Below are 23,052 nucleotides of genomic sequence, written 5' to 3'. Positions count from 1 at the left end.
TGCGCGCGATTTCGGATGCGCGTACTGGAGACTGGTGTACGACGAGAAAGTCATCGCTCCGGCCCGTCGGCGCCGATCCGAACGCCCACCGTAACGCGATGTATCGCGTCGCTCAATGGATTTTTCCGAGGACGGCGGCCGGACTCCCCGGGCGGCCGCGGCCTCAGTCGATGACCGTGTACCCCGCCTCGCGCAGCGCCAGGTTCACCTCGGCGCAGTGCTCGTGCCCCTTCGTCTCCAGGTGCAGCTCGACCTCCACCTCGGTGAGCCCGAGCCGCGGATCGGTCCGCACGTGGCTCACGTCGAGGACGTTGGCGTCCGCCACCGACAGCACCCCGAGGAGCGTGGCGAGGGCGCCGGGCCGGTCGGTGAGCCGCAGCGTGACCGCCAGATAGCGGCCGCCCGCCGCCATGCCGTGCCGCAGGATGCGCTGCATCAGCAGCGGATCCACGTTCCCGCCCGACAGCAGCGCCACCACCGGGCCCTCGAAGGAGCCGGGATCGCGCAGCAGCGCCGCGACGGAGCTGGCGCCGGCCGGTTCGACGACCAGCTTGGCGCGCTCCAGGCACAGCAGCAGCGCGCTGGACAGATCGTTCTCGGAGACCGTACGGACCTCGTCGACCAGCTCCTCGACCAGGCGGAACGGCACGTCGCCGGGACGGCCGACCTTGATGCCGTCGGCCATCGTGACCGGGTTGTCGATCGACAGCGGCCGCCCGGCCGCGAGCGAGGGCGGGTAGGCCGCCGCGCCCTCCGCCTGCACCCCGACGATCCGGATGTCCGGGCGCAGCGACTTCACCGCGAGGGCCACGCCCGCCGCGAGCCCGCCGCCGCCGATCCCCAGGACGATCGTGCGCGCCTCCGGGCACTGCTCCAGGATCTCCAGGCCCACCGTGCCCTGGCCCGCGATGATGTCGGGATGGTCGAAGGGGTGGATGAACACGGCGCCCGTGCGCCGCGCGTACTCCTGCGCCGCGGCCAGGGTCTCGTCGACCACCTGCCCGTGCAGCCTCACCTCGGCGCCGTACTCGCGGGTGGCCGCGACCTTCGGCAGCGGGGCGCCGTTCGGCATGAACACGGTGGACCGCACACCGAGCAGCGAGGACGCGAGCGCGACGCCCTGCGCGTGGTTGCCCGCGCTCGCCGCGACGACACCCGCGGCGCGCTCCTCCGGGAGCAGGCCCGCGATCCGCACGTACGCGCCGCGCAGCTTGAACGATCCCGTCCGCTGGAGGTTCTCGCACTTGAACTGCACCGGCGCGCCCACCAGCCGGGACAGGTACCTGCTGCCCTCCATCGCGGTCACCCGTGCCACACCCGAGAGCATCTTCTGCGCGCCGCGCACGTCGTCGAGGGTCACACTGGGAAAGGAGTCAGCCGTGCTGTAGCTCATGACCGCCAGTCTCGCAGTTCACGCGGGCGCGCTTCCGTGGTGACCACCCTCCGAGACCCGGTTTGCGCAGCGCCGGTACGGCCCGCGCCCCGGCCGCGTAACCTGTCCCCCAACCCAGCTCCCCACGCATGAATTGAGCCCCCGGCCATGCCCACTACACCAGAGATGTCGATGGACATGACGACCGTCGGTGACACCGGTCTTCTCGAAGCCCTTCAGCACGAGGTCGCGGTCTTCGCGCGCCGTGCGGAACAGACCCGGCTCGGCGGGGTGGGGCAGGTGCGCAACTCCATGGACCGGGCCGCCTACCTGCTGCTCAACCGCCTGGACAAGGAAGGCCCGATGGGCGTCAAGGCGCTCGCGGCGAGCATGGGCATCGACTCCTCGACCGTCACCCGGCAGGTCGCCCCGCTGGTCGACACCGGACTCGTCAAGCGCACCTCGCACCCCGAGGACGGACGTGCCGTGGTGCTCCAGCTGTCCCCGCGCGGCCAGTCCCGGCTCGACGAAGTGCGCGTCTCCCGGCGTCAGTTGATGGCCGAGCTGACACACGATTGGGCACCCGAGGAGCGCGAGGTGTTCTGCGCGCTCCTCACCCGCTTCAACGGCGCGCTCTCCGCCCGCCAGGCGACCCAGGGCATGCCGGCGCCGGAGTCCGAGCCGGCCTCCTGAGCCGCGCGGGGTCCGGCGCGCCGCACCCGGTGCCCCCGGAGCACCGGCGCCCCTTCACGCACGTGTTCACGCACGTGTTCACGCACGTGCGCGCCGGACCCTTGACCGGAAGGCGTCGTCTGGCCTCATATGAGACCGGGCCCCCGTCGCACACGGTGTGACGGGTCGTACGCGGCCGCGGGCCCCTCCTCATGGTCACCCTCAGGCGGGAGGCACGGTGCGAGAACGGCGTGCCTCCCAAGGCGTCCGCCGGGCCCGGGACTTCGAGTCGTTCGTGGCGGGCGCGGCGGGCCGGCTGCTGCACACCGCCACGCTGCTCACCGCGGAGCCCCGGGACGCCAACCCGCGCGCGCGGCGGCTGCTGACGCTGGCCCTCGCCCATACGTACGCCTCCTGGGACCGGCTGCACGGCGAGGACCCCTACGACAGCACCCGCCGGCAACTGGCCGTGCGCTTCCAGCGCGCCGCCTGGTACCAGTACGGGGGCTTCGGGCGCCGGCGCGCCTGTCCGGACCACGGCCTGGCCCGGCTCACGCCCCAGGAACGGCTGATCCTCGTCCTCAGGCTGTACGAGGGGGTCGCCGAGGAGCAGGCGGCCGCCCTGCTCGGCCTCCCCGCGGAACGGGTACGGGCGATCTGCGCCCGCGCCATGGCGACGCTGCTGCACCCGCCCCGCGGCCCGGTGCCGGCCAGGGTGGAGGTGGCACCATCATGAACCTGTCGGAGCGCGAGGCGGCCGTACGGCGGATCCTGGAGCGGGAACCCCCGCCCCCGGTGCCGCCCGACCTGTACGGCGCGGCCGTACGCCGCGGAGGGCGCATGCTGCGCCGCAGGAAGGCGGCCCGGCGGCTGCTGTGGCTGGTGCTGCTCACCGCGGCCGTCGTCTTCACCGTCTGGGCGGCGACGGTCCGTCCGTGGGTGGAGCCGCCGTCGGAGACGACCCCACCGCTGACGGGCTGGTGACCGGCCCTCGCCGTCCGCGTCCGCGAGCCGGCCCGCGGAGGGCGAGGGCGTCGGACCGCGGAGGGCGAAGGCGCGGGACCCCGGACGGCGAGAAGCCGCGGACACCGAGGGCGCGGGACCCCGGACGGCGAGAAGCCGCGGACGGCGAGGGCGCGGAGCCGCGGGGCGCCTCCCGGTCAGCCCAGGGCCTGCTGCAGGTCCTGGAGCAGGTCCTCGATGTTCTCGATGCCCACGGAGATGCGGACGAGGTCGGCGGGGACCTCCAGCGCCGAACCGGCGGCCGAGGCGTGCGTCATGCGTCCCGGGTGCTCGATCAGGGACTCCACCCCGCCCAGCGACTCCCCGAGCGTGAACACCTTGGCGCGGTTGCAGACCTCGACGGCCGCCTCCTCGCCGCCCTCGACCCGGAAGGAGACCATGCCGCCGAACGCCTTCATCTGCTTGGCGGCGATCTCGTGACCGGGGTGCTCCGGGAGGCCCGGGTACAGGACGCTCGTCACGCGCGCGTGCCGGGTGAGCATCTCGGCGATCCGGCCCGCGTTCTCGCTGTGCCGGTCCATGCGCACGGAGAGCGTCTTGGTGCCGCGCAGCACCAGCCAGGAGTCGAAGGGCCCGGCGACCGCGCCCATCGCGTTCTGGTGGTACGCCAGCTCCTCGCCGAGTTCCTGGTCGCCGGTGATCAGGGCACCGCCCACGACGTCCGAGTGACCGCCCATGTACTTGGTCAGGGAGTGCACGACGACGTCCGCGCCGAGCGCGAGCGGCTGCTGGAGGTAGGGGGTCGCGAAGGTGTTGTCGACGACGAGCCGGGCGCCCGCCTCACGCGCGATCTGCGCGACCACGGCGATGTCCGTGATGCCGAGGAGGGGGTTGGAGGGCGTCTCGACCCAGATCACCTTGGTCTTCGGGGTCAGCGCGGCCCGTACCGACTCGGGGTCGCTGGTGTCGGCCACCGACCACTCCACGCCCCAGCGGGAGACGACCTTGGCGAACAGCCGGAAGGTGCCGCCGTACGCGTCGTTGGGGATCACCACGTGGTCACCGGGGCTGAGCAGCGTACGCAACAGGCAGTCCTCGGCCGCCAGTCCCGACGCGAACGCGAGGCCGCGGCGACCGCCCTCCAGAGCCGCGAGGTTCTCCTCCAGGGCGGTCCTGGTGGGGTTGGCGCTGCGGCTGTACTCGTAGCCGCCGCGCAGACCGCCGACGCCGTCCTGCTTGTAGGTCGAGACCTGGTAGATCGGCGGGACGACCGCTCCGGTGAGGGGGTCGGCGGTGTTGCCCGCGTGGATCGCGATCGTCTCGAAATGCTGACTGATGTGCCTGTCGCTCATGAGTCCCGAGCGTAGTGCTCCGCCGGGGTTCATGACGGCGTACGCCCTGGCGGCGGAGAACGGCTTCACGAGAACGTGACAGGCATGAGGGGACCGGGTTGGCCAATTGTCGGACCCGTCTGGTTCGCTTGAGCCATGGTGATTCTCTGGGTCCTGATGGCGCTGGCCATGTTCAGCATGGTCCTGCTGCCGGTGTTCCGGCGCAGGAGCTCCGGTATTCAGCTGGTCACGCCCGGCGACCCCGACGCGGCGGACCCGGCGGACTACGGCTTCCTGCGCCAGGAGGAGCTGGACATCCGCATGCCCGGCCCGGACGCGGACCTGCTGGACGTCCTGGACGTGGTGCAGCGGACCCAGGACTACCGCGCGGCCTCGCAGCTGCTCGCCGGCACCGAGACCGAGGGCGAGACCCGCTGGCAGCGGGTGCAGGCCTTCGCGGGTGCCGCGTCGCTGGAGCTCCAGCAGCGCCCCGGCGGGGTCAGCGAGACGCCGGGCGGGCAGTGGCTGCGGGTGTGGCGCGCCGAGGCCCCCAAGGACGCGGGCGGCGCCGCGGTGCACGCCGAGTTCCTGGTGCAGCAGGCCTGGCGGACGTCGACGCCGGGGACCGACGACTTCCGGATCATCATGGAGGAGGCGCGGTCCGCGTGCGGCGACGCGGCGCTGCTGTCCCCCGGTGACCCGATCCCGTACATCATCGAGCTGTCGGTGGCCCGTGGACTCGGCTACTCCCAGACGGAGTTCGAGAAGCTCTGGCTGAAGATCCTGGACCGCGCGCCCTCCCACATGGGCGCGCATCTGGCGGCCCTGCACTACTGGTGCGAGAAGTGGCACGGCTCGCGGGAGACGGCGTACGCCTTCGCGGAGTCGGCCGCGGCCCGCGCGCCGCAGGGCTCCCTCCTCGCGGCGATGCCGCTCTTCGCGGTCTTCGAGCACCTTCCCGAGGTGAACCTGGTCCAGAGCTTCTACCAGAGCGAGGTCGTGACCAAGGCGGTCCACGGCGCGCTGTACGCGGTCCACGCGGCCCGCCCCGACGACCCGATGCTCGCCCACGTCCGCCACCTGCTGATCTGCTTCCTGGTCCGCGGCGAGCGCTGGTCCGAGGCGATGAACCAGCTGGTGCACGTGGACGGCCACGTCGGTGCCCTGCCCTGGACCCTGAGCCAGGACCCGGCCGCGGACTACGCGATATACCGCGCCCTGGCGGTGGCCGGATACGAGGCGAACGGCGGCAGCCCGGCGACGCTGTCGCACTGACACCGACGGGGAGCCGACGCCGGCCCGGCATCCGCCGGGCACCCGGCGCCGGCAGCCGGCCGTCGGGGCGCGGGCACGCGAAAACCCTTCGGAGAAACACGCCGGGGGACCCCGTCCCGTACCTCATGGAACAACCGCGACGCCGGATCCGCGCGCTCCACACGGAATCCACGGTCACCGTCCACCAGGCGTACCGCCCGCAGATCGGCGGCCCCGCCGCCCGCGAGGGCCGCTTCCCCGTCACGTGGGAGCGGGACCGGATGACACGGATCAAGCCCTCGTTCCTGTGGATGATGTACCGCTGCGGCTGGGGCACGAAGGAGGGCCAGGAGACCGTCCTGGCCGTCGAGACCAGCCGCGACGGGGTCGAGTGGGCACTGCGCAACGCGTGCCTGTCGCACTACGTACGAGGGGTGCACGAGAACCAGGCAACCTGGCAGCGGGAACTGAAGCGAGCGCCCACACGGGTGCGGTGGGACCCCGAGCGGGACCTGCGGCTGCAGCCCCTGCCGTACCGGTCCCTGCAACTCGGCCTCTCGGGTGAAGCCGCGCGACGTTACGCGGACGAATGGATCGTCGCGATCGAGGACGTCACCCACTCACCCATGAGATCCACGCCCTCGTCAGAGGCGGTGACTTGGGCTCGACCACCCGACTGCTCCCCCAGGAAGACCCCTGTTCGGGCCAGGACGAGCTCATCGCCCACCTGCGGGAACGAGCAACGGGCCCACCCGGCCTCCCGCCCCCGGGCCGGTCCGGGCGACAGCTGAATCGCTTCTCCCTCACCCGTTCGAGCGGAGCGAAAGTGCTCCTGCCCGCTAGGCTGAGGCGTGGGACAGAATCGCGCCCATGGGAGCATCCATGACCACCCCAGCCGCTGAGCAACCGCTCATTCCTCAGCCGCCTGCAACGGTCGCCGCACTACGGCAGGCCATCAGTCAGATCGCACCTGCCTCGCTCCCCGCCTTCACGCGCGAGCTGGACCAGGCGGCCGACCAGTCCCGGCAGGGCTCCGATCTCGCCCCTCTCCGGCGGTTCATCACCCAGTGGGCCGTCTACGTCCACATCCAACGCCAGCCCGGCCTGGCAGCGGATTTCCTCCGCTGGGAGAACACCGCCGAAGCGGGCGACGCCACGCAGGCACGACAGGCCGCCGCCGCGATCGGACGACTTCTCGACGAAGCTCACACGGCCGTCGGTCTCTCGACCCGGTGAGCGCGGACTGGCACTGGGAGTACGACCCTGATCACGACCACGTGGCAGGCGGCCTCCCAGCCCACGTCGTGGCGGAAGTCGAACGCCTGGCCGCCCAACTCGTCGAGCTCGCCGGTACGGGAATCGACGTCAGTGATCTCGGCAACGGCCCGAGACCGGGTGGTCTGCGTCGCATGGACGCTGCCGGCGGATGGTTCTACTTCCTCGTGGCCCCGCGCGAGCCACTCATCATCATCGTCCGTATCGTTCCCCCGTTCGACGCTTTGTAGCGACCCCACCGGCCCTCTCATCTTCCAAGAGCTGCCCAGGACGAGACCGGACATCGGCTTCCGGTGCCCTGGCTGCCGCAGGCCAACAGTCTCAAGAGGTCTGTGAGCCAGGCTCGACGTGAGTCGTCGAGCAGCGTTCACGGACCTTTGCCGCCATGTGACCCGTGGGTGGTGCCGACGGTTGCGCCCGGATCGCCGGTCAGGCACACAGGTGGGCCAGCAGTTCTTCACCGGCGGGATATACCTGCTCCTGGGGGAGCAGTCGGGTGGCCGAGTCCAGTTCGCCGTCCCTGACGAGTGCGTGGATCTCGTGGGCGAGCGGGGTCACGTCGTTGATGGAAACGATCCACTCGTCCGCGTAGCGCGCCGAGGCCTCACCCGAGAGGCCGAGTTGCAGCGAGCGGTACGGCAGGGGGCGCAGGTGCAGATCACGTTCGGGATCCCACTGCACACGGGCCGGTGCGCGCTTGAGGTCACGCTGCCAGGTGACCCGATCGGGGTGCAGGCCACGCACGTAATGCGACAGGCACGCGTTGCGCAGCGCCCAGTCGAAGCCGTCGCGGGTGATCTCGACGGCGAGGACGGTCTCCTGACCCTCCTTCAGGCCCCAGCCGGAGCGGTACATCATCCACATGAAGCTGGGCTTGATCCACGTCATACGGTCGGGCTTCCACGCGGCGGGGAAACGGCCCTTGCGGGCGGCGGGTCCGCCGATCTCCGGGCGGTACGCCTGGTAGACGGTGATCGTGGAGTCCGTGTGGGCTGCGCGGATCTGACGTTGCGGTTCTTCCATGGCGTACAGCGTGGGCCCGGTCAGCTCGGGTGACCACTGATTTTCGACCCGTTGCCCGATCCGACGGAGCACGCCGGCCGCAGGCGGCAGGCAGTTTCCCGTACGGACCAAGTGGCGTCCGGCACGTGAAGCGACATCTCGGCAATGCCGCACCCGAGGCACCGATGTGACCGCAAGGCTGCGGACGTCAGAGAGCCGAGGATGTGGACCCTCAGGCTGCCGAAGCCGACAGGGCGCCCCGGCAGAACCCGATTGCAGCGCTTTTTTGCCTCGTGTGAGAGTGGGCGCATGGGTGACTCGCGGGCGTATCCCGTCTTCCGCACCAGTGACGCCGTCGAGGCATGGACGCAGGCACTGCGCCTGAAAGCTCTGCTGGAGGAGTGCGACGACGAGGTGATCCTGATGGCCGAGGTGTTGACTGTCGAGGACACGCGGCGGATGGCGGCAGTGCTTCCCGACGCCAGGTTCGACTACGTCGATCCCCGATGGACCCCGTGACACACGACTACGCGGACTTCGACTTGACGATCACCACCGCGGAGGACTCCGAGCTGGAGCCGGAACTGCCTCTGGAGGTCCTGCACTACGTTCAACCAGGCATCGTGGAGGAGCGGTTCGTGCGAGCCGTCGGGAAGGGAATGGCATCGATCGGCTGGGGCGGCAGATGGCCGGACGACGCCGAGGCGGAGCGGCCCGGCGTCGCCGGGTACGACGGCGTGGAGGTTGTTTTCAACGGCGACGATGTCAGCTTGTCTCAGCCGGCCGACCACCACACCGTCTTCGTTCACGTCGGCAAATGGGGCGATCTTCCACGGGCGGAGAAACTCGCCGCACACCTCGGCAGCACCGTGCTGGGAGACGACCAACTCGGCTGGTGAGGGGCTCTGCCCAATCAGTCCGGTCGAGCTCTTGAAACTGCTGGAAAGGTCCGTGAACGGCGAGGCCGCGCGACGCCACGCCGACGAGTGGACGGTCTCCATCCACGACGTCACCCCGCTCGCCCCTCAGCCGCCCGAGGCGAGATACGCGTGGGTCCTGGCCAACCGGGCCGTGGAGGCGTGGAACGCGATTCCCGACTCGGGCGACCCGAGGGTCACCTCGAAGTTCTCCTCCCGGACGGTCATGCCGATCCTCCCCGCGGCAGCGGCGTCCCAGCCGGTGACCCGGAGTCCGCCCACTCCTTCGAAGACCAGGTGGAACTCGAAGGCGTTGAATCTCTTCTCCCGCCATTCGTCAGGGGCGTGCACCGGCATGACCCGCGTATCGAACCCCAGGGTCACCGAGTTCTCACGTTCGTCGATGTGCACGGAGAACGGATCGCACGAGCCGACCGAGGGCGGTGTGCTTCCGTACAGTTTCCCCAGATATTCGGGGGAGGCGAGGAGCCGTGACCAATCAGCGCTCATAGAACGTCCTGTCCTGGGTGCCGGGAAGAGAACCGTGCCGTCGAGCGTCGATCTTGCTCACGAACAGGTGCCTGCCGTCGTCGAGCCCGTTCTCCGAGATTCTGAACGCACTCACGTGGCCGACGTGCACGGATTCACTGCAATCGAATTCCAGTGAAAGACCCTCCCCCTTGAAGGTCACCCGCATACGCCGCCCGGTTCCGTACGGAGCCATCTCCAGGCCGCCCAGAGCCGGTGGATTCCAATCGGCGAGAGAGATCCCCTCCGCCGCCAGGAACTGGAATTGACACTGCACAGTGTCGAGTCCCGCGTCGGTCCATTCCTGCGGCGCCGGCTCAGGATAAGAAGGCAAGTCGACGCGTAGCGTCACCGTGGGTCCGCGCCAGTTCAGGTTGATCGACCGTACCCGAATTTCCGTCAACGGGGGAATGCGGCCGTACAGAGACCGCAGGACCTCCGGATTGACGAGAAACTTCTCGACGGTCATCACAGGAGTGCTCCTCGCAGCCGGGGACCTGCCCGTTCGGATGTTCATGGACCTCCTCCGTACGCCCCGGCGATCCCCGCCACTCCGCCGACGAACGCGCTGATCAGCATCGCGGCGAGCAGCCCGGCCAGCAGCAGCGTCAGCTTGCGGGGGCTGCCGCGGGCGCCTGCCAGGACGCCGGCGGTCGTGGCGCCCAGGACCAGTACCGCCAGGCCGAGCAGGGAGACCGCCAGCCATCCGAACAGGGCGCCGGCGCCGGTCCGTTCGTAGCCGCCGGAGGCCGTCCGCCGCAGACCGACCGTGCTGCCGACGGACAGGCGGCTGTCGATCGTGGCACCGGGGTCCACCACGGTCCCGTCGTCGGAACGGAAGACGCCGTGGCAGTGCGGGTACCGGTGCCCTCCGCTCCTGCTCCACGTGCAGGCCTCGACCTCGAGGTGACCGGAGGTGCCCGCCAGGCCCGAGGCGTAGGCGAGGTGCGTCACCGCGAGCCAGGTGACGACGGCGCCCGCGGCGAACAGACCGGCGACCACGAGCAGCAGACCCCCGGCCGGCACCCTCTCCCGGAGCCGTTCCCCGCGGTTCGTCCGTCCGCTCATCCCACTCGTCCCGCTCCGGTCCCGGACCCCGCGCCGGTCCTGGTCGCTCCTGACGTACCGCAGACCCACGAACACGCCCGATGGTTGCGGACCGTACCGCCTGCCTCCGTGCCGCGGGACTCCGATCGGGTGGACTTGCCGGAACGCTGATCGGACCGGAGCCCTCCCCGGGGGCGCGGATGGTGGTGTTGCCGTCTGTTCCCCGTGTCCCCATGTCCCCCATGTCCCCCGTGTCCCCGCGTCCTCGTGTCCCCGCGTCCCCCTGACCTGGGCGCCTGCACCTGGACCCGAGCTGATCTGGAAGAGGCGCCCCATGCGACGTACCCCCCACCGCCGTCCGTTCGCCGCGGCACTGCTCGCGGCGTCCGTGCTGGCCCCGATGGCAGCGGTCCCCGCCGGGGCGGTTCCCGCGGAGGGCGCGGGCCGCGTCCACGCGACGGCCGCGGCCGGACGCGGCGGGGACACGGGGTACGGCGACGCGCGCGGCGATCTGGACCCCCGGCTGAGCGCCCGGCTGGACAAGGCCGTCGAGGACGTCCGGCGGCAGGCGGGCATTCCCGGTGTCGTCGTCGGACTGTGGATGCCCGGCAAGGGGAGCTACGTGCGCGCGACCGGTGTCGCGGACACCGCCACCCGCGAGCCGATGTCCGTCGGCTCCTACGTCCGGATCGGCAGCGAGACCAAGACCTTCACCGTCACCGCGCTGCTCGAACTCGTGGACCGGCACCGGGTCCGGCTCGACGACCCGATCTCGCGCTACGTCCCCGGGGTCCCCGACGGCCGGAACATCACCCTGCGCCAGCTCGCCGAGATGCGCAGTGGCCTGTTCCCGTACACCTCCGACGCGGACTTCCAGCACGACCTGCTGAGCGATCCGCAGCGGTCCTTCACCCCGCGCGAACTGCTCGCGTACGGCTTCAAGCACCGGAACACCTTCGCGCCGGGCGCGCGGTTCGAGTACTCCAACACCAACCTCGTCCTGCTGGGCCTGGTCGTCGAGAAGGCCGGCGGGCAGGGGCTGCGCGACTTCATCCACCGGCGGGTCCTGCGTCCCGCCGGGCTGCGGCACACGCTGTTCCCGAAGGGGGCCGAGTTCCCGCGGCCGCACCCGCACGGCTACACCGACCAGACCCTGGGCGGTGCCGTCGAGGACGCCACCGACTGGAACCCCAGCTGGGCCTGGGCTGCCGGGGCGATGATCTCGGACCTGCGCGACCTGCGGCACTGGGCCGAGGTCGTCGCCACCGGCACCCTGCTCAGCCCCGGGACCCAGGCGCAGCGCCTGAAGACGCTGCCGACCGGCTTCCCGGGGCTGTCGTACGGCCTCGGGATCTTCGACGCCAACGGCTGGATCGGGCACAACGGCTCCCTGCCGGGGTACGAGACCGTCACCGTCCATCTGCCCTCGAAGAAGGCCACCCTGGTCATCATGATCAACACCGACATCACGGTGCAGGGCCAGGAACCGTCCACGCTGGTCGCCAACGCCGTCACCAGGATCGTCACCCCGGACAACGTCTACGCCGGGGCGGAGGTCGGACGCTGACGGGAAGACGCCGACGAGGAGACGCCGACGAGAAGGAGCGCCGCCGCGGGTCGTACGACCCGCGGCGGCGCTCCTGTGAGCCGTGCGTCGGCGGCCTACCGGATCGTGGCCGCGTCGATCACGAAGCGGTAGCGGACGTCGCTCGCCAGCACCCGCTCGTACGCCTCGTTGATCTCGGACGCCCCGATCAGCTCGATCTCGGCGCCGAAGCCGTGCGCGGCGCAGAAGTCCAGCATCTCCTGGGTCTCCCGGATGCCGCCGATGCCGGAGCCCGCGAGGGTCTTGCGGCCGCCGATCACCGAGAACAGGTTGAGCCGGACCGGCTCCTCGGGCGCGCCCACGTTCACGAACGCGCCGTCCGTGCGCAGCAGGGCGAGGTAGGCGTCCAGGTCCAGCGGGGCGGAGACGGTGGACAGGATCAGGTCGAACGTGCCGCGCAGCTCCTTGAAGGTCTCCGGGTCGCTGGTGGCGTAGTAGTGGTCGGCGCCGAGCTTCAGGCCGTCGTCCTTCTTGCGCAGCGACTGGGAGAGGACCGTGACCTCGGCGCCGAGGGCGTGGGCGATCTTGACGCCCATGTGGCCGAGACCGCCCATGCCGAGGACGGCGACCTTCTTGCCGGGGCCGGCGTTCCAGTGCTTGAGCGGGGAGTACGTGGTGATGCCGGCGCAGAGCAGCGGCGCGGCGACGTCGAGGGAGATGCCGTCCGGGATGCGCAGGGTGTAGTTCTCGTCGACGACGATCTTCTGGGAGTAGCCGCCGTAGGTGGGCTCTCCGTCCTTGCCGACGGCGTTGTACGTGCCGACACCGCCGCCGGTGCAGTACTGCTCCAGGCCGGCCTCGCAGTTGTCGCACTCGCGGCAGGAGTCGACCAGGCAGCCGACGCCCACGCGGTCGCCGACCTTGAACTTGGTGACGCCGGAGCCGACCTCGGCGACGATGCCGGCGATCTCGTGGCCCGGCACCATCGGGAAGATGGCCTTCCCCCAGCCCTCGCGGGCCTGGTGGATGTCGGAGTGGCAGATGCCGGCGAACTTGATGTCGATCAGGACGTCGTGCTCCCTGACCTCGCGCCGCTCGATGGTGGTGCGCTCCAGCGGAGCCTTGGCGGCGGGAGCGGCGTACGCAACGACAGTGGTCATGCCGGGGTTCTCCTCGGAAGGGGGGTGGTCCGTGCCCGGCTCTCTTGTGCCGGGCACGGCGTCCAGCCTGCCCGGTCCCGTGGGGTTCACCCAGGCCACGGTTCTGCGTACGTTCGCTGGTCCTACCACTGGCGGGGTCAGGCTCCTCGTCGTACGACCGTCGATACTGGCTGTATGGATGAACAGCCCTCCACGGGGCCCGCCGGTGAGGCGGCCCGCCCTCTCGACCGGCGCGCCGAGCTGAGCGAGTTCCTGCGCAGCCGCCGTGCCCGGCTGAAGCCGGAGGACGTCGGGATGCCCGACTTCGGACGGCACCGCCGGGTGCCCGGACTGCGCCGCGAGGAGCTGGCCCAGCTGGCCGGGGTGTCCGTCGCCTACTACACGCGCCTCGAACAGGGCCATGGACGCAATGTGTCGGCGGAGGTGCTGGACGCGATCGCGCGGGCGCTGCGGCTGACGGACGCCGAGCACAACCACCTCACGCACCTCGCGAAGCCCAAGCAGCACAAGAAGCGGCAGACGGCCCGGCCGCAGCAGGTGCGCGGCTCCCTGCGCCAGCTCCTCGACGCGTTCGACGGCGTCCCGGCGTACATCAGCGGGCGGCGCTCCGACGTGCTCGTGTGGAACCGGATGGCCGCGGCGGTCTTCGGGGACTGGTCGGAGCTGCCGCCCCAGGAGCGGAACTGGGCGCGCATGGCCTTCCTGAAGCCCGAGTACCGGGAGCTGTTCGTGGAGTGGGAGCAGAAGGCGATCGACATCGTCTGTCTGCTGCGCATGGACGCGGGCTGTCATCCGGACGATCCGCAGCTGGCCGCGCTGGTCGGGGAGCTGTCGGTGAAGAGCGAGGACTTCCGGCGGCTGTGGGCGACGCACGACGTGAAGGAGAAGAACCACGGGGTGAAGCTGCTGCGGCATCCGCTGGTGGGCGACCTGGCGCTGCAGTTCGAGTCGTTCCGGCTGGCCGGCGACAGCGAGCTGGCGCTGGTCACGTATCACGCGGAGCCGGGGTCGGCCTCGGCCGAGGCATTGCGGCTGCTGGCGTCGTGGGGAACGGACGCCACCCGCGCGGGCTCGCCGTCGCCCCGGTGATCCGTTCCCCCCGGTCCGCCTCCCGGGTTCAGGGCCGGTACGGCGGCGCGGCTCCCCACGTCCACTTCGGTACGGGCTGCTCCGCCGGCGGTGCCGCGTCCGGGCCGGAGAAGTACACGGCCAGCCTCGTGCCCCACTCGGCGTAGGCGAGGAAGGCGGAGCGGAACTCGGCGTCGGTGGGCAGTCCCGCGTCGTCGGCGGCGTCCTGGAGCAGATTGACCCAGCGGCGGCGCTGCGGCTCCGTGATGCCCTTGCCGAGGTGCTTGGCGACCATGTGGCCGTGGCCGCCCTGGGTCTCGGAGTACGCGGGCGGTCCGCCGAAGACCTCGCCGAGCCAGAGGGCGACGTGGGCGGCGTGTTCGGGCGCGAGGTCCGCGAACAGCGGCGCGAGGAGGTCGTCCTTGAGGACCTTGTCGTAGAACGCCTCGGTGAGGCGGGCGAAGGCCTCGGCGCCGCCCGCCCAGGCGTAGAGCGTGGGGACGGAGGCGCCCTGGCCACGCACCGACGTGGGCTTGTAGTGGCGCATCTCCTCGATGTTCGGGATGTACGGGCGGATCTCGGCGAGGAAGTCCGGGAAGAGCTCGGAGGTGCGGAAGCCCTCGATGTGGTCCTCGGTCGAGGTCCAGGTGATCCTCAGGACGAAGTGCTCGAAGTCCTCCTCGCAGCGTGCGAGTTCGTAGTCGACGCACTGGGGGGCCGCGGCCAGCTGGACGGCCGCGCGGGTGTAGGCGGCCAGGAACTCGGCCGACCGTTCCTCGGGGATGCGGTACCGGATGTATTCGACTGTCGAGACGGTCATGACCCCACACAAACACGGAAGGGCCACCGGAGGCTCGCTCTCCGGTGGCCCTTTCGCTGCGGGCTCATTCCCGTGCCGCCACCCGGGCCCGCTGCCGTGCGCTCAGCGCGGGAGAGGGGTACTACGCCCCCGCGTTCTCCTTGACGGTGATCTTCCCCTTGCGGATCGTCGCGAGGCGGGGGGCCTTCTTCGCGATCGCGGAGTCGTGCGTGACCATGATGAAGGTCAGCCCGTGCTCCTTCCACATGGTGTCGAGCACGTCCATGATCTCGTCGCGCATGCCCTCGTCGAGGTTGCCGGTGGGCTCGTCGGCGAGCAGCACCTTGGGCTGCTTGACCAGGGCGCGGGCGATCGCCACACGCTGCTGCTGGCCGCCCGACAGTTCGGCGGGCAGGTGTCCGAGGCGTTCGGCGAGCCCCACGGACTCCAGGGCCGCGGCGGCCCGCTCACGCCGTTCCTTCGCCTTGACCCGCAGCGGTACGAGCGCGGTCTCGACGTTCTCCTGGGCGGTGAGCGTGGGGATCAGGTTGAAGCTCTGGAAGACGAAGCCGATGTTCTCGCTGCGCACCTTGGTGAGCTTCGCCTCGGACAGCTTCGCCATGTCGACGCCGTCGAGTTCGACGCTGCCCGCGGTGGGACGGTCGAGCCCGCCGAGCATCTGGAGCAGGGTGGACTTGCCGCCGCCGGTGGGGCCCTGGATGACGAGCCGGTCGCCGTCGCCGATCGTCAGGTCGATCCCGGCGAGCGCGTCGATCGTTTCCTTGCCCCGCGCATAGCGCTTGGTGACGCCTCTGAGTTCGTACATGGTGTTACTCCTGGGATACGTAAGTACGTGAGGGGCGGGGCTCATTCGACGCGGCGCAGGGCGTCGGCGGGGCGCAGCCGGGAGGCGCGCCAGCCGCCGAAGGCACCGGCGATCAGGCCGCCGGCCACGGCCAGGCCCACCGCGATGACGATGGTGTCGACGCTGACGGGCGCGGTGAGCGCGACGTCGAGGGCCTTGGAGGCGCTCTGCCGGGCCGGGCCGCCGAAGCCACCGCCGCCGAAGCCGCCGCCTCCGCCCGGACCGCCACGGCCCGCGCTCGCCACCTCTGCCGTGAGGCTGGGGCTGATCTCGGTGACGACGTAGGCGCCCGCGAGGCCGAGGGCGATGCCGAGGACGCCGCCGACCAGGCCGTTGACGATGGCCTCGCCGACCACCTGGCGGGTCACCCGGCCCGACTTCCAGCCGAGCGCCTTGAGGGTGCCGAACTCGCGCACGCGACGGGAGACGGCGGAGGAGGTGAGCAGACCGGCGACCAGGAACGCGGCCACGAGCACCGCGATCGACAGCCACTTGCCGACGTTCGAGGCGAGGTTCGAGGCGGTGGACAGGGAGCCGGAGACCGTGTCCGCGAGGTCGGCGGAGGTGGTGACCGTCGTGCCCGAGATGTTCTTCTGGATGGTGCTCTTGACGCCGGCGATCTGCTGCGAGTCCGAGGCCTTGACGTAGATCGTCGTGACCTTGTTCTTGGAGTCGCTGAGCGTCTGCGCCTGCTTCAGCGGGATGTAGAGGTTGGCCGCCGCGTCGCCGCTGTCGGGGGTCGCGATGCCGATGATCTTGAACTTGACGCCCTTGACGGTGACGGTGCCACCGAGCTTGAGCTTCTTCTCCTTGGCGTACGACTTGTCCGCGACGACGACCTTCGCGTTCGTCTCGGAGGTCTTGAACGTACGACCGCTGGTGATCTTCGACGAGGTCAGCGGGCCGAGGGCCGGCTTGGTGACGTCGGTGCCGTAGACCGAGTAGTTGTTGACGTCGAAGTTGGCGCCGCCGCCCTCGACGCGGCCCTGCGGGGCTCCCTGGCCGCCGCCGGGACCGCCCTGCCGGCCGCCGCCGCTGCTCGGGTCCTGCTTGAACTGACCGCGGGTGAACTGGCCGTTGATGCGGATGACCTGGAGGCTCAGACCGCCGACGGAGTCCGCGACGCCCTTCTGCGCGTCGACCTTGGAGACGGTCGAGGAGGCCAGGGTCTGGAAGCCCTGGACCATGACGCGGTCGCTGCTCTGTTCCTTGTCGGAATCGCTGTCGTTCGCGTCGAAGTTGAAGCGGGGGCGGTCGCTGGTGTTCTGGGCGGCGGCGGCCTTGGTGACCGTCATGTCCGTCCCGAGCCCGTACAGCGACTGCAGAACCTTGCCCTGGGCCTTCTCCATGCCCGAGGACACGGAGCTGACCACGATGACCAGGGCGATGCCCAGGGCGAGCCCGGAGGCGACGACGAGGGCCGCCTTTCTGCGGCGGCGCAGTTCGCGCCTCAGGTAGGTGAAGAACATGCGCCGCAAGCTAGTTACGGCGCGTGATGAAGGAATAAGGCCGAAATAAGAGAACCATGAGAAGGCTGTGGCCGGGCCCAGAAAGCCTTGGGAGACGCCGATGCGGCGGCGGCCCGTGGGGGCCACCGCCGCATCGGTGTTCGTTCGTGCCTAGGCCGGCCGTCAGGCCGTGCCTCGGTCTCAGACTGCCGAACCGGCCTTCCAGGCCGCCCAGTCCAGGTTCCAGCCGTTGAGGCCGTTGTCCGGGGCGATGGTCTTGTCGCCGGTGTTCTTGACGACCACCACGTCACCGATCAGCGAGTTGGTGAAGAACCACGCGGCGGGCGTGTTCGGGTCGTTGGCGCCCTTCGTGTCGGACAGACCCACGCAGCCGTGGCTGGTGTTGACGGAGCCGAAGATGGACTTCGCACCCCAGTAGTTGCCGTGGATGAAGGTGCCGGAGTTCGACAGGCGCATCGCGTGCGGCACGTCCTTGATGTCGTACTCGCCCTTGCCCTTGTCGTCCGTGAAGCCGACCGTCGAGCCGTCCATCCGGGTCTCCTTGAACTTCTCGGAGATCACCATCTGGCCCTGGTACGTCTTGTTCTCGGGAGCGCCCGCGGAGATGGGGATGGTCTTGACGACCTTGCCGTCCTGGGTGACCTGCATCGTCTTGGCCTTGGCGTCGACGATGGAGACCTGGTTGCGGCCGATCTTGAAGGTGACCGTCTTCTGCTGCACTCCGTAGACACCGCTCGCGCCCTCGACACCGTCGAGGTCCAGCTTGAGGGTGACGGTGGAGCCGCCGGTCCAGTACTTCTCGGGACGGAAGTCCAGGCGGTTGGCGCTGAACCAGTGCCCGACGACCTCCTGGCCGCTGCTGGAGGAGACGGTGATCCCCTTCTGCACCGCGGCCTTGTCGGTGATCGCCTTGTCGAAGTTGATCGAGACCGGCATGCCGACACCGACGGTGGAACCGTCCTCGGGCGTGAAGTTGCCGATGAAGCTGTTGGCCGGGGAGACCGTGGTGAACGACGCGTTCTCGTGGGCCGTGCGGCCCTCGGAGTCGGCGGCCTCGGCAGCGATCTTGTACGTGGTGGCGCGCTCGAGCCGGTTCAGGGGCTTCCAGCTCTTCTTGTCCGCCGATATCTGACCGGCGACGGCGGTGCCGGACGCGGTCTTCATCGTGACGGACGTGAGCGAGCCCTTGGCGACCGTGACGGTGGTGCCGTTGTTGATCGAGGCGTTGTTCGAGCCGTCCTTGGGCGTGATCTTGATCTGGGCCTCGGACGTCTTCTTGGCCGCCGCCTCGTCGACCTTGGCCTGCGACGAGGAGTCGCCACCGTCCGAGCCGCTGGCCTTGTCCCCGCCCCCGCTGCACGCAGAGAGCACCAGCACCCCGCCGAGCAGTGCGGACGCAGCCATCAGACGCTTGCGCCGCCTACTGTTCGTCATCACACGCTTCTCCATCGTTGCCGATTCCCGAAAAGGGCCTCGGGAGGCCCATAAACAAACTCAACGCCTCAACTGGTTCCCCCCGTTCCACTTCACACGGAAGTGTGGTCCACGCCACGTCCGCCGCGTTCGAGAACGCGGCCCCGAGCCGTGTACGGGAGTGGTGCGGGAGCGGCAGTGCGTCACCGGGACGAGGAGCCCCGGACGGCGGTCGCCGACCGGGGTCATGCCCCCGGACCGCGTCAGCCGCGCGCGCCTTCCTCGTCGTCCTCGTCGGCATCATCCTCGTCGACACCCCAATCCGGCGAATCGGGATCATAGTCAACGGGCTCGCTGCTCCAGGAGGCCTGCGCGAGCTCGACGCCGGGCACCTCGCTGACCAGGTCGAACGGGTCGACGAGATAGGCGAGGGCCTCCGCAGTGTCTTCCGTCACTGCGCCCTCGGCGTGCGTCCTTTCATCGGCCGGCATGTCCGCGTCGTCGCTGATCCGGTCCAGCGCGGCCCGCGTGACGGCGTCGGCGTCGTCGATCTCCAGCACGATTTCGACACGGAGCCGGACAAATCGTGAAGTCTCAGGGGTACTCATGGGAGGGAGCGTACGGCCCACGGCATGCGCGACTTTCCCGCGACCCGCGCCTTTCATTAGCATCGCACCGCACAGCCAATTCGTAAGCGTCACAAGGGGATCGATATTTCGTGTCCGCCGCACGTCGATCGTTGCTGACCGCCACCGCAGCGGGGACCCTCCTGGGTGCCCTGTGGTTCGTCCCGTCCGCCAACGCGACCCAGGACGTACCCGCTCCGAGCACGACGGCGCCGACGTCGACACCGACCGTCACCGCGACGAGGCGGTCGTCCGCCGACGCGGACGGCACCGGAACGCGCACGCTCTCCGGGGACGACGGGACGCGCACGTTCTCCGAGGACGACGGGACGCGCACGTTCTCCGGTGACGACGGGACCCGGCTCGCGGACACCGGCGCCGTGGACACCACGCCGTACCTCGTCGGCGGAACCCTCTTCCTCGCCCTGGGCGCCGGATTCGTGACGTACTCCGTGCGCCGGGAACGCACGATCGCCTACTGAGCGCACCGACCGCGCGTCCGACAACCCCCGGGGAAGCCATGCGAGAGCCGAGCGAGCTGACCGACGTCGAGGACCCGGCCTGGCCGCTGCTGTCCGAGGCGCTCGCCGCCAGCCGGGTGTCCATGGAAGTCCCCCCGGTGGACCCCGTCCTGGGCCGCGCGAGCCTGCACCAGCTCCAGATCACCGCGCGGTCCTGGCTGGGCGGGATGGTGCTCAACTGCGGCGGTGTGGTGCTGGACAGCGGATGGCTGCGGATCTACGGCAGTCCGGCCGGGGAGGAACCGCCGACAGGGATCCCGGGCGGATCGACGGACCTGCCCTCGCTGGCCGAGGTCAACGGGTTCCCCGAGCGCTTCGATCCCGACTGGCGCCCGCGGGACGGCGGACTCGTCGTCGGCCACGACGTGCTGGGCGGGGTGTTCGCCCTCAACGGCGCCGACCCGAAGTCCGCGGGGCGTCCCGGTCACCCCGGCGAGGTCGTGTACTTCGCGCCGGACTCGCTGAAGTGGGAGGCGCTCGAAGTGGGCCACGGGGCCTGGCTCCAGTGGCTCCTCACCGAGGGCACGGACACCTTCTACGACACTCTGCGCTGGCCCGGCTGGCGGGCCGAGTCCGGCGCCCTGACGGGCACGCAGGGACTGTCCGTGGTGCCGTTCCTCTGGTCGGCCGAGGCCCGGCGCGATCTCCAGTCGACCAGCCGCCGCGCGGTGCCGCTGGCCGAGATCCTCGGCCTGCACCGGGACTTCGCCCTGAAACTGGACGGCGTGGACCCGGGGTTCCTCGGCGACGTCTGAACCCCCGCGGCGGACGGCCCTGTTCACGGGGCCGCACGGACCCGAGGGCCACGGGGCCGCATGGATCCGGGGGCCGCGAGGCATGCGCCTGGAGCCGCGGGACGCGGTCGTTCACGCGCCGGCCCGGGAGGCACGCGCACCGGCCCCGTGTCCCCGGGCGGTCGCCCGGGGACACGGGGCCGGTGGAGCCGAGAACCGGTCCGGTCAGGCGGCCCTGCGTCCGCCGCCGCCCTGGCCGCCGTTCTGACCGCCGCGCCGCGGAGCGCGCCCCTGGCCGCCGGAGCGAGCCGAACCCGCGCCACCACCGGCCTCGCCACGCCGGCCCGCGCCGGCGGAGGCGTCCGTACGACGGCCCTCGGCGCGCCGGCCCGCGGCCGCGCTCCCCGCGTCCGTCCGGCGTCCGGCGCCACCGCCGGCTTCCGTACGACGGCCCGCGGCCGTGCCTCCGGCTTCCGTGCGACGGCCGGCGCCGCCGCCGGTCTCGCCGCGCCGGCCCGCGGTCGCTCCCCCGGTGCCCGTGCGGCGTCCGGTGGTGGTGCCGCCCGTCGCGGCTCCCGCGCCCGCGCCCGTGCCCGGACGTCCGCCGCGCTGCCTGCGGGCCCGGCCGTCCGGCGCGGTGCCCGTGCGTCCGGCCGTGTCGCCGCCGGTGGCCGCCGGACGCGGCGCGCCGCCGCCGGTGGCGCGCCGCGTCCGGGTCCGTGCCTTCGGCGCCTCGACGACGGGCTGCGGGACCTCGATGACGACCGGGACGCCGGAGGGCTCGCGGGCGCCGGTGAGGCGGGCGAGTTCCTCGTCGCTCGACGTGACGCGGGCGGTGCGCGGCGTGATGCCGGCGTCCGCCATCAGCCGGGTCATCTCGCGCTTCTGCTCGGGGAGCACCAGGGTGACGACGCTGCCGGACTCCCCGGCGCGGGCCGTGCGGCCGCCGCGGTGGAGGTAGTCCTTGTGGTCGGTCGGCGGATCGACGTTGACCACGAGGTCGAGGTCGTCGATGTGGATGCCCCGGGCCGCCACGTTGGTGGCCACGAGCGCGGTGACCTGACCGTTCTTGAACTGGTCGAGGGTGCGGTTGCGCTGCGGCTGGCTGCGCCCGCCGTGCAGGGCGGAGGCCCGGACACCGCTGGCGAGCAGCCGCTTGGTGAAGCGGTCGGCGCCACGCTTGGTGTCGACGAAGAGGATCACCCGGCCGTCGCGGGCGGCGATCCGCAGCGCGACCGCCTTCTTGTCGGTCTCGTCGGCGACGTGCAGCACGTGGTGCTCCATGGTCGTCACCGCGCCCGCGGACGGGTCGACGGAGTGCACCACGGGGTCGGTGAGGAACATCTTGACGAGCCGGTCGATGTTCTTGTCGAGCGTGGCCGAGAAGAGCAGCCGCTGGCCGTCCGGTTCGACCTGCTTGAGCAGTGCGGTGACCTGGGGCATGAAGCCCATGTCGGCCATCTGGTCGGCCTCGTCCAGCACGGTGATCGCGACCTGGCCGAGGTCGCAGTCGCCCCGCTCGATGAGGTCCTTGAGCCGGCCCGGGGTGGCCACGAGCACCTCGGCGCCCCGGCGCAGCGTGCCGGCCTGCCGGCCGATCGACATGCCGCCCACGGCCGTGGCCACGCGCAGGTTGACGGCGGTGGCGTACGGGGTGAGCGCGTCGTCGACCTGCTGGGCGAGTTCGCGGGTGGGGACGAGGACGAGCGCGAGCGGGCTGCGCGGCTCGGCACGGCGGCCGGCGGTGCGGGCGAGGAGCGCGAGCCCGAAGGCGAGCGTCTTGCCGGAGCCGGTGCGTCCCCGGCCGAGCACGTCGCGCCCGGCGAGGGAGTTGGGCAGGGTGGCGCCCTGGATCGGGAAGGGTTCGGTGACGCCCCGGGCCGCGAGGGTCTTCGTCAGGGCGGCCGGCATGTCCAGCGCGTCGAAGGAGTCGACCGCGGGCAGCGCCGGTGTGACCGTCTCGGGCAGGGAGAACTCCTGCGGCGGCGGCGCGGCCTTGCGGGCACCGGCGCGACCGGCGCCCCGGCCCGTGCCCCTCGCGGAGCCGCCGGTCTGAGCGGCGCGTGCGTTCGCCGGCCGCTTACGGACGGGACGTTCGGATCGAGTCATGCTGGATCTGGTTTCCTTCCTGGGCCCCACGGACTGCACACACAGCGCTCACCGACTGCATGAGCCGTCACAGCGCTGAGCCGGGTCCCGCACCCGAAGGCGCGGGACCCGGCTCTGGAAAAGCGCGTCGAACTAGGCGGTGACGATGTTCTCCGCCTGCAGGCCCTTCTGGCCCTGCGTGACATCGAAGGAGACCTTCTGGCCCTCGATGAGCTCACGGAAGCCGGAGCTCGCGATGTTCGAGTAGTGGGCGAAGACGTCGGGGCCGCCGCCGTCCTGCTCGATGAAGCCGAAGCCCTTTTCCGAGTTGAACCACTTCACGGTGCCAGTAGCCATGTTGTTCTCCTGAACAGGTAGGGGCCCCATCCGGAGATGCACCGG

26 protein-coding genes and 1 pseudogene are annotated in these 23,052 nt (G+C 70.8%); 13 read left to right on the top strand and 14 right to left on the bottom strand.

The annotated features are described in order from the left end of the window. Positions 1–163: 163 nt before the first annotated feature. Entirely contained in the window at positions 164–1,393 is a 1,230-nt protein-coding gene (ilvA, locus tag ACICHK_RS25200) for a threonine ammonia-lyase (RefSeq protein ID WP_406838663.1), read from the bottom strand. Positions 1,394–1,558: 165 nt separating this feature from the next. Here ilvA and ACICHK_RS25195 point away from each other — a divergent pair, with 165 nt between their 5' ends. The 3 genes from ACICHK_RS25195 to ACICHK_RS25185 all read left to right on the top strand — a co-directional run bounded on the left by ACICHK_RS25195 (position 1,559) and on the right by ACICHK_RS25185 (position 3,028). Next, positions 1,559–2,065, top strand: coding sequence for a MarR family winged helix-turn-helix transcriptional regulator (locus ACICHK_RS25195; RefSeq protein ID WP_406841316.1), 507 nt, complete (start codon positions 1,559–1,561; stop codon positions 2,063–2,065). A gap of 217 nt (positions 2,066–2,282) precedes the next feature. Then, the gene (locus tag ACICHK_RS25190) at positions 2,283–2,780 is read left to right on the top strand and encodes a sigma factor-like helix-turn-helix DNA-binding protein (RefSeq protein ID WP_406838662.1); all 498 of its coding nucleotides are present in this window, start codon (positions 2,283–2,285) and stop codon (positions 2,778–2,780) included. Continuing rightward, on the top strand, positions 2,777–3,028 hold the full coding sequence (locus ACICHK_RS25185; RefSeq protein ID WP_406838661.1) for a hypothetical protein: 252 nt from the start codon (positions 2,777–2,779) through the stop codon (positions 3,026–3,028). The genes ACICHK_RS25190 and ACICHK_RS25185 overlap by 4 nt, the downstream gene beginning before the upstream one ends. A gap of 176 nt (positions 3,029–3,204) precedes the next feature. Here the strand turns inward: ACICHK_RS25185 and ACICHK_RS25180 are convergent, their stop codons facing one another. Beyond that, positions 3,205–4,359, bottom strand: coding sequence for a cystathionine gamma-synthase (locus ACICHK_RS25180; RefSeq protein ID WP_406838660.1), 1,155 nt, complete (start codon positions 4,357–4,359; stop codon positions 3,205–3,207). A 135-nt stretch (positions 4,360–4,494) separates the two neighbouring features. On the opposite strand from ACICHK_RS25180, the gene ACICHK_RS25175 reads away from it, so the two are divergent. From ACICHK_RS25175 to ACICHK_RS25160, 4 genes and pseudogenes are all read left to right on the top strand, one after another. Then, positions 4,495–5,613: a hypothetical protein gene (locus ACICHK_RS25175; protein WP_406838659.1), complete on the top strand. Its 1,119-nt coding sequence runs from the start codon at positions 4,495–4,497 to the stop codon at positions 5,611–5,613. Positions 5,614–5,738: 125 nt separating this feature from the next. Beyond that, a pseudogene (locus tag ACICHK_RS25170) lies at positions 5,739–6,325 on the top strand (DUF4291 domain-containing protein); the annotation flags it as partial. Between the two features lie 149 nt (positions 6,326–6,474). Next, positions 6,475–6,828 carry a DUF6247 family protein gene (locus ACICHK_RS25165; RefSeq protein ID WP_406838658.1) on the top strand — a complete coding sequence of 118 codons (354 nt, stop codon included), beginning with the start codon at positions 6,475–6,477 and terminating at the stop codon, positions 6,826–6,828. Next, positions 6,825–7,097 carry a hypothetical protein gene (locus tag ACICHK_RS25160; protein WP_355210700.1) on the top strand — a complete coding sequence of 91 codons (273 nt, stop codon included), beginning with the start codon at positions 6,825–6,827 and terminating at the stop codon, positions 7,095–7,097. The genes ACICHK_RS25165 and ACICHK_RS25160 overlap by 4 nt, the downstream gene beginning before the upstream one ends. A gap of 199 nt (positions 7,098–7,296) precedes the next feature. On the opposite strand, the gene ACICHK_RS25155 is transcribed toward ACICHK_RS25160, so the two are convergent. Continuing rightward, on the bottom strand, positions 7,297–7,890 hold the full coding sequence (locus ACICHK_RS25155; RefSeq protein WP_406838657.1) for a DUF4291 domain-containing protein: 594 nt from the start codon (positions 7,888–7,890) through the stop codon (positions 7,297–7,299). A 288-nt stretch (positions 7,891–8,178) separates the two neighbouring features. Between ACICHK_RS25155 and ACICHK_RS25150 the strand changes: the two genes are divergently transcribed. Both ACICHK_RS25150 and ACICHK_RS25145 read left to right on the top strand, forming a co-directional pair. Beyond that, on the top strand, positions 8,179–8,388 hold the full coding sequence (locus ACICHK_RS25150) for a hypothetical protein (protein ID WP_406838656.1): 210 nt from the start codon (positions 8,179–8,181) through the stop codon (positions 8,386–8,388). Further along, positions 8,385–8,768, top strand: coding sequence for a hypothetical protein (locus tag ACICHK_RS25145; protein ID WP_406838655.1), 384 nt, complete (start codon positions 8,385–8,387; stop codon positions 8,766–8,768). Before ACICHK_RS25150 ends, ACICHK_RS25145 begins: the two co-directional genes overlap by 4 nt. 126 nt (positions 8,769–8,894) lie before the next feature. Here ACICHK_RS25145 and ACICHK_RS25140 read toward each other — a convergent pair whose 3' ends face one another. The 3 genes from ACICHK_RS25140 to ACICHK_RS25130 are packed head-to-tail and all read right to left on the bottom strand — an operon-like array spanning position 8,895 to position 10,382. After that, positions 8,895–9,296, bottom strand: coding sequence for an Imm50 family immunity protein (locus ACICHK_RS25140; protein WP_406838654.1), 402 nt, complete (start codon positions 9,294–9,296; stop codon positions 8,895–8,897). Beyond that, positions 9,286–9,783 (bottom strand): Imm50 family immunity protein, encoded by a 498-nt coding sequence (locus tag ACICHK_RS25135; protein ID WP_406838653.1) that lies wholly within the window; start codon positions 9,781–9,783, stop codon positions 9,286–9,288. Before ACICHK_RS25135 ends, ACICHK_RS25140 begins: the two co-directional genes overlap by 11 nt. Positions 9,784–9,827: 44 nt before the next feature. Beyond that, entirely contained in the window at positions 9,828–10,382 is a 555-nt protein-coding gene (locus tag ACICHK_RS25130; RefSeq protein WP_406838652.1) for a hypothetical protein, read from the bottom strand. A 313-nt stretch (positions 10,383–10,695) separates the two neighbouring features. On the opposite strand from ACICHK_RS25130, the gene ACICHK_RS25125 reads away from it, so the two are divergent. Next, a complete protein-coding gene (locus ACICHK_RS25125; protein ID WP_406838651.1) occupies positions 10,696–11,928 on the top strand; it encodes a serine hydrolase domain-containing protein in 1,233 nt (410 codons plus the stop codon). 95 nt (positions 11,929–12,023) lie between these two features. Here ACICHK_RS25125 and ACICHK_RS25120 read toward each other — a convergent pair whose 3' ends face one another. After that, positions 12,024–13,067 (bottom strand): NAD(P)-dependent alcohol dehydrogenase, encoded by a 1,044-nt coding sequence (locus tag ACICHK_RS25120; RefSeq protein WP_406838650.1) that lies wholly within the window; start codon positions 13,065–13,067, stop codon positions 12,024–12,026. Between the two features lie 174 nt (positions 13,068–13,241). Between ACICHK_RS25120 and ACICHK_RS25115 the strand changes: the two genes are divergently transcribed. Next, a complete protein-coding gene (locus ACICHK_RS25115; RefSeq protein ID WP_406838649.1) occupies positions 13,242–14,156 on the top strand; it encodes a helix-turn-helix domain-containing protein in 915 nt (304 codons plus the stop codon). A 28-nt stretch (positions 14,157–14,184) separates the two neighbouring features. Here ACICHK_RS25115 and ACICHK_RS25110 read toward each other — a convergent pair whose 3' ends face one another. The 5 genes from ACICHK_RS25110 to ACICHK_RS25090 form a co-directional block, all read right to left on the bottom strand. Further along, positions 14,185–14,955: a group II truncated hemoglobin gene (locus tag ACICHK_RS25110; protein ID WP_406838648.1), complete on the bottom strand. Its 771-nt coding sequence runs from the start codon at positions 14,953–14,955 to the stop codon at positions 14,185–14,187. A gap of 121 nt (positions 14,956–15,076) precedes the next feature. After that, entirely contained in the window at positions 15,077–15,760 is a 684-nt protein-coding gene (locus ACICHK_RS25105) for an ABC transporter ATP-binding protein (protein ID WP_406838647.1), read from the bottom strand. A 41-nt stretch (positions 15,761–15,801) separates the two neighbouring features. Then, the gene (locus ACICHK_RS25100; protein ID WP_406838646.1) at positions 15,802–17,268 is read right to left on the bottom strand and encodes an ABC transporter permease; all 1,467 of its coding nucleotides are present in this window, start codon (positions 17,266–17,268) and stop codon (positions 15,802–15,804) included. A 180-nt stretch (positions 17,269–17,448) separates the two neighbouring features. After that, the gene (locus ACICHK_RS25095; protein ID WP_406838645.1) at positions 17,449–18,702 is read right to left on the bottom strand and encodes an Ig-like domain-containing protein; all 1,254 of its coding nucleotides are present in this window, start codon (positions 18,700–18,702) and stop codon (positions 17,449–17,451) included. A gap of 242 nt (positions 18,703–18,944) precedes the next feature. Beyond that, positions 18,945–19,289, bottom strand: a complete 345-nt coding sequence (locus ACICHK_RS25090; RefSeq protein ID WP_406838644.1) for a hypothetical protein — start codon at positions 19,287–19,289, stop codon at positions 18,945–18,947. 110 nt (positions 19,290–19,399) lie between these two features. Here ACICHK_RS25090 and ACICHK_RS25085 point away from each other — a divergent pair, with 110 nt between their 5' ends. Together ACICHK_RS25085 and ACICHK_RS25080 are read left to right on the top strand one after the other, a co-directional pair. Continuing rightward, positions 19,400–19,789 carry a hypothetical protein gene (locus ACICHK_RS25085; protein ID WP_406838643.1) on the top strand — a complete coding sequence of 130 codons (390 nt, stop codon included), beginning with the start codon at positions 19,400–19,402 and terminating at the stop codon, positions 19,787–19,789. Between the two features lie 38 nt (positions 19,790–19,827). Further along, positions 19,828–20,583 (top strand): DUF2625 family protein, encoded by a 756-nt coding sequence (locus ACICHK_RS25080; RefSeq protein WP_406838642.1) that lies wholly within the window; start codon positions 19,828–19,830, stop codon positions 20,581–20,583. A gap of 204 nt (positions 20,584–20,787) precedes the next feature. Here ACICHK_RS25080 and ACICHK_RS25075 read toward each other — a convergent pair whose 3' ends face one another. Together ACICHK_RS25075 and ACICHK_RS25070 are read right to left on the bottom strand one after the other, a co-directional pair. Beyond that, positions 20,788–22,671 carry a DEAD/DEAH box helicase gene (locus ACICHK_RS25075; RefSeq protein ID WP_406838641.1) on the bottom strand — a complete coding sequence of 628 codons (1,884 nt, stop codon included), beginning with the start codon at positions 22,669–22,671 and terminating at the stop codon, positions 20,788–20,790. A gap of 132 nt (positions 22,672–22,803) precedes the next feature. Then, on the bottom strand, positions 22,804–23,007 hold the full coding sequence (locus tag ACICHK_RS25070) for a cold-shock protein (RefSeq protein WP_406838640.1): 204 nt from the start codon (positions 23,005–23,007) through the stop codon (positions 22,804–22,806). Positions 23,008–23,052 lie beyond the last annotated feature (45 nt).

Source organism: Streptomyces sp. AHU1, assembly GCF_045343905.1.
Lineage (GTDB): Bacteria > Actinomycetota > Actinomycetes > Streptomycetales > Streptomycetaceae > Streptomyces > Streptomyces triticiradicis.
This window is presented reverse-complemented; position numbering and strand designations above follow the sequence as displayed.

What these genes read in the sequence shown, in the direction of transcription:
- ilvA (WP_406838663.1), bottom strand. Translation starts at nt 1,393, where the DNA reads ATGAGCTACAGCACGGCTGACTCCTTTCCCAGTGTGACCCTCGACGAC.
- ACICHK_RS25195 (WP_406841316.1), top strand. Translation starts at nt 1,559, where the DNA reads ATGTCGATGGACATGACGACCGTCGGTGACACCGGTCTTCTCGAAGCC.
- ACICHK_RS25185 (WP_406838661.1), top strand. Translation starts at nt 2,777, where the DNA reads ATGAACCTGTCGGAGCGCGAGGCGGCCGTACGGCGGATCCTGGAGCGG.
- ACICHK_RS25180 (WP_406838660.1), bottom strand. Translation starts at nt 4,359, where the DNA reads ATGAGCGACAGGCACATCAGTCAGCATTTCGAGACGATCGCGATCCAC.
- ACICHK_RS25175 (WP_406838659.1), top strand. Translation starts at nt 4,495, where the DNA reads ATGGTGATTCTCTGGGTCCTGATGGCGCTGGCCATGTTCAGCATGGTC.
- ACICHK_RS25165 (WP_406838658.1), top strand. Translation starts at nt 6,475, where the DNA reads ATGACCACCCCAGCCGCTGAGCAACCGCTCATTCCTCAGCCGCCTGCA.
- ACICHK_RS25155 (WP_406838657.1), bottom strand. Translation starts at nt 7,890, where the DNA reads ATGGAAGAACCGCAACGTCAGATCCGCGCAGCCCACACGGACTCCACG.
- ACICHK_RS25150 (WP_406838656.1), top strand. Translation starts at nt 8,179, where the DNA reads ATGGGTGACTCGCGGGCGTATCCCGTCTTCCGCACCAGTGACGCCGTC.
- ACICHK_RS25140 (WP_406838654.1), bottom strand. Translation starts at nt 9,296, where the DNA reads ATGAGCGCTGATTGGTCACGGCTCCTCGCCTCCCCCGAATATCTGGGG.
- ACICHK_RS25135 (WP_406838653.1), bottom strand. Translation starts at nt 9,783, where the DNA reads ATGACCGTCGAGAAGTTTCTCGTCAATCCGGAGGTCCTGCGGTCTCTG.
- ACICHK_RS25130 (WP_406838652.1), bottom strand. Translation starts at nt 10,382, where the DNA reads ATGAGCGGACGGACGAACCGCGGGGAACGGCTCCGGGAGAGGGTGCCG.
- ACICHK_RS25125 (WP_406838651.1), top strand. Translation starts at nt 10,696, where the DNA reads ATGCGACGTACCCCCCACCGCCGTCCGTTCGCCGCGGCACTGCTCGCG.
- ACICHK_RS25120 (WP_406838650.1), bottom strand. Translation starts at nt 13,067, where the DNA reads ATGACCACTGTCGTTGCGTACGCCGCTCCCGCCGCCAAGGCTCCGCTG.
- ACICHK_RS25115 (WP_406838649.1), top strand. Translation starts at nt 13,242, where the DNA reads ATGGATGAACAGCCCTCCACGGGGCCCGCCGGTGAGGCGGCCCGCCCT.
- ACICHK_RS25110 (WP_406838648.1), bottom strand. Translation starts at nt 14,955, where the DNA reads ATGACCGTCTCGACAGTCGAATACATCCGGTACCGCATCCCCGAGGAA.
- ACICHK_RS25105 (WP_406838647.1), bottom strand. Translation starts at nt 15,760, where the DNA reads ATGTACGAACTCAGAGGCGTCACCAAGCGCTATGCGCGGGGCAAGGAA.
- ACICHK_RS25100 (WP_406838646.1), bottom strand. Translation starts at nt 17,268, where the DNA reads ATGTTCTTCACCTACCTGAGGCGCGAACTGCGCCGCCGCAGAAAGGCG.
- ACICHK_RS25095 (WP_406838645.1), bottom strand. Translation starts at nt 18,702, where the DNA reads ATGACGAACAGTAGGCGGCGCAAGCGTCTGATGGCTGCGTCCGCACTG.
- ACICHK_RS25090 (WP_406838644.1), bottom strand. Translation starts at nt 19,289, where the DNA reads ATGAGTACCCCTGAGACTTCACGATTTGTCCGGCTCCGTGTCGAAATC.
- ACICHK_RS25080 (WP_406838642.1), top strand. Translation starts at nt 19,828, where the DNA reads ATGCGAGAGCCGAGCGAGCTGACCGACGTCGAGGACCCGGCCTGGCCG.
- ACICHK_RS25075 (WP_406838641.1), bottom strand. Translation starts at nt 22,671, where the DNA reads ATGACTCGATCCGAACGTCCCGTCCGTAAGCGGCCGGCGAACGCACGC.
- ACICHK_RS25070 (WP_406838640.1), bottom strand. Translation starts at nt 23,007, where the DNA reads ATGGCTACTGGCACCGTGAAGTGGTTCAACTCGGAAAAGGGCTTCGGC.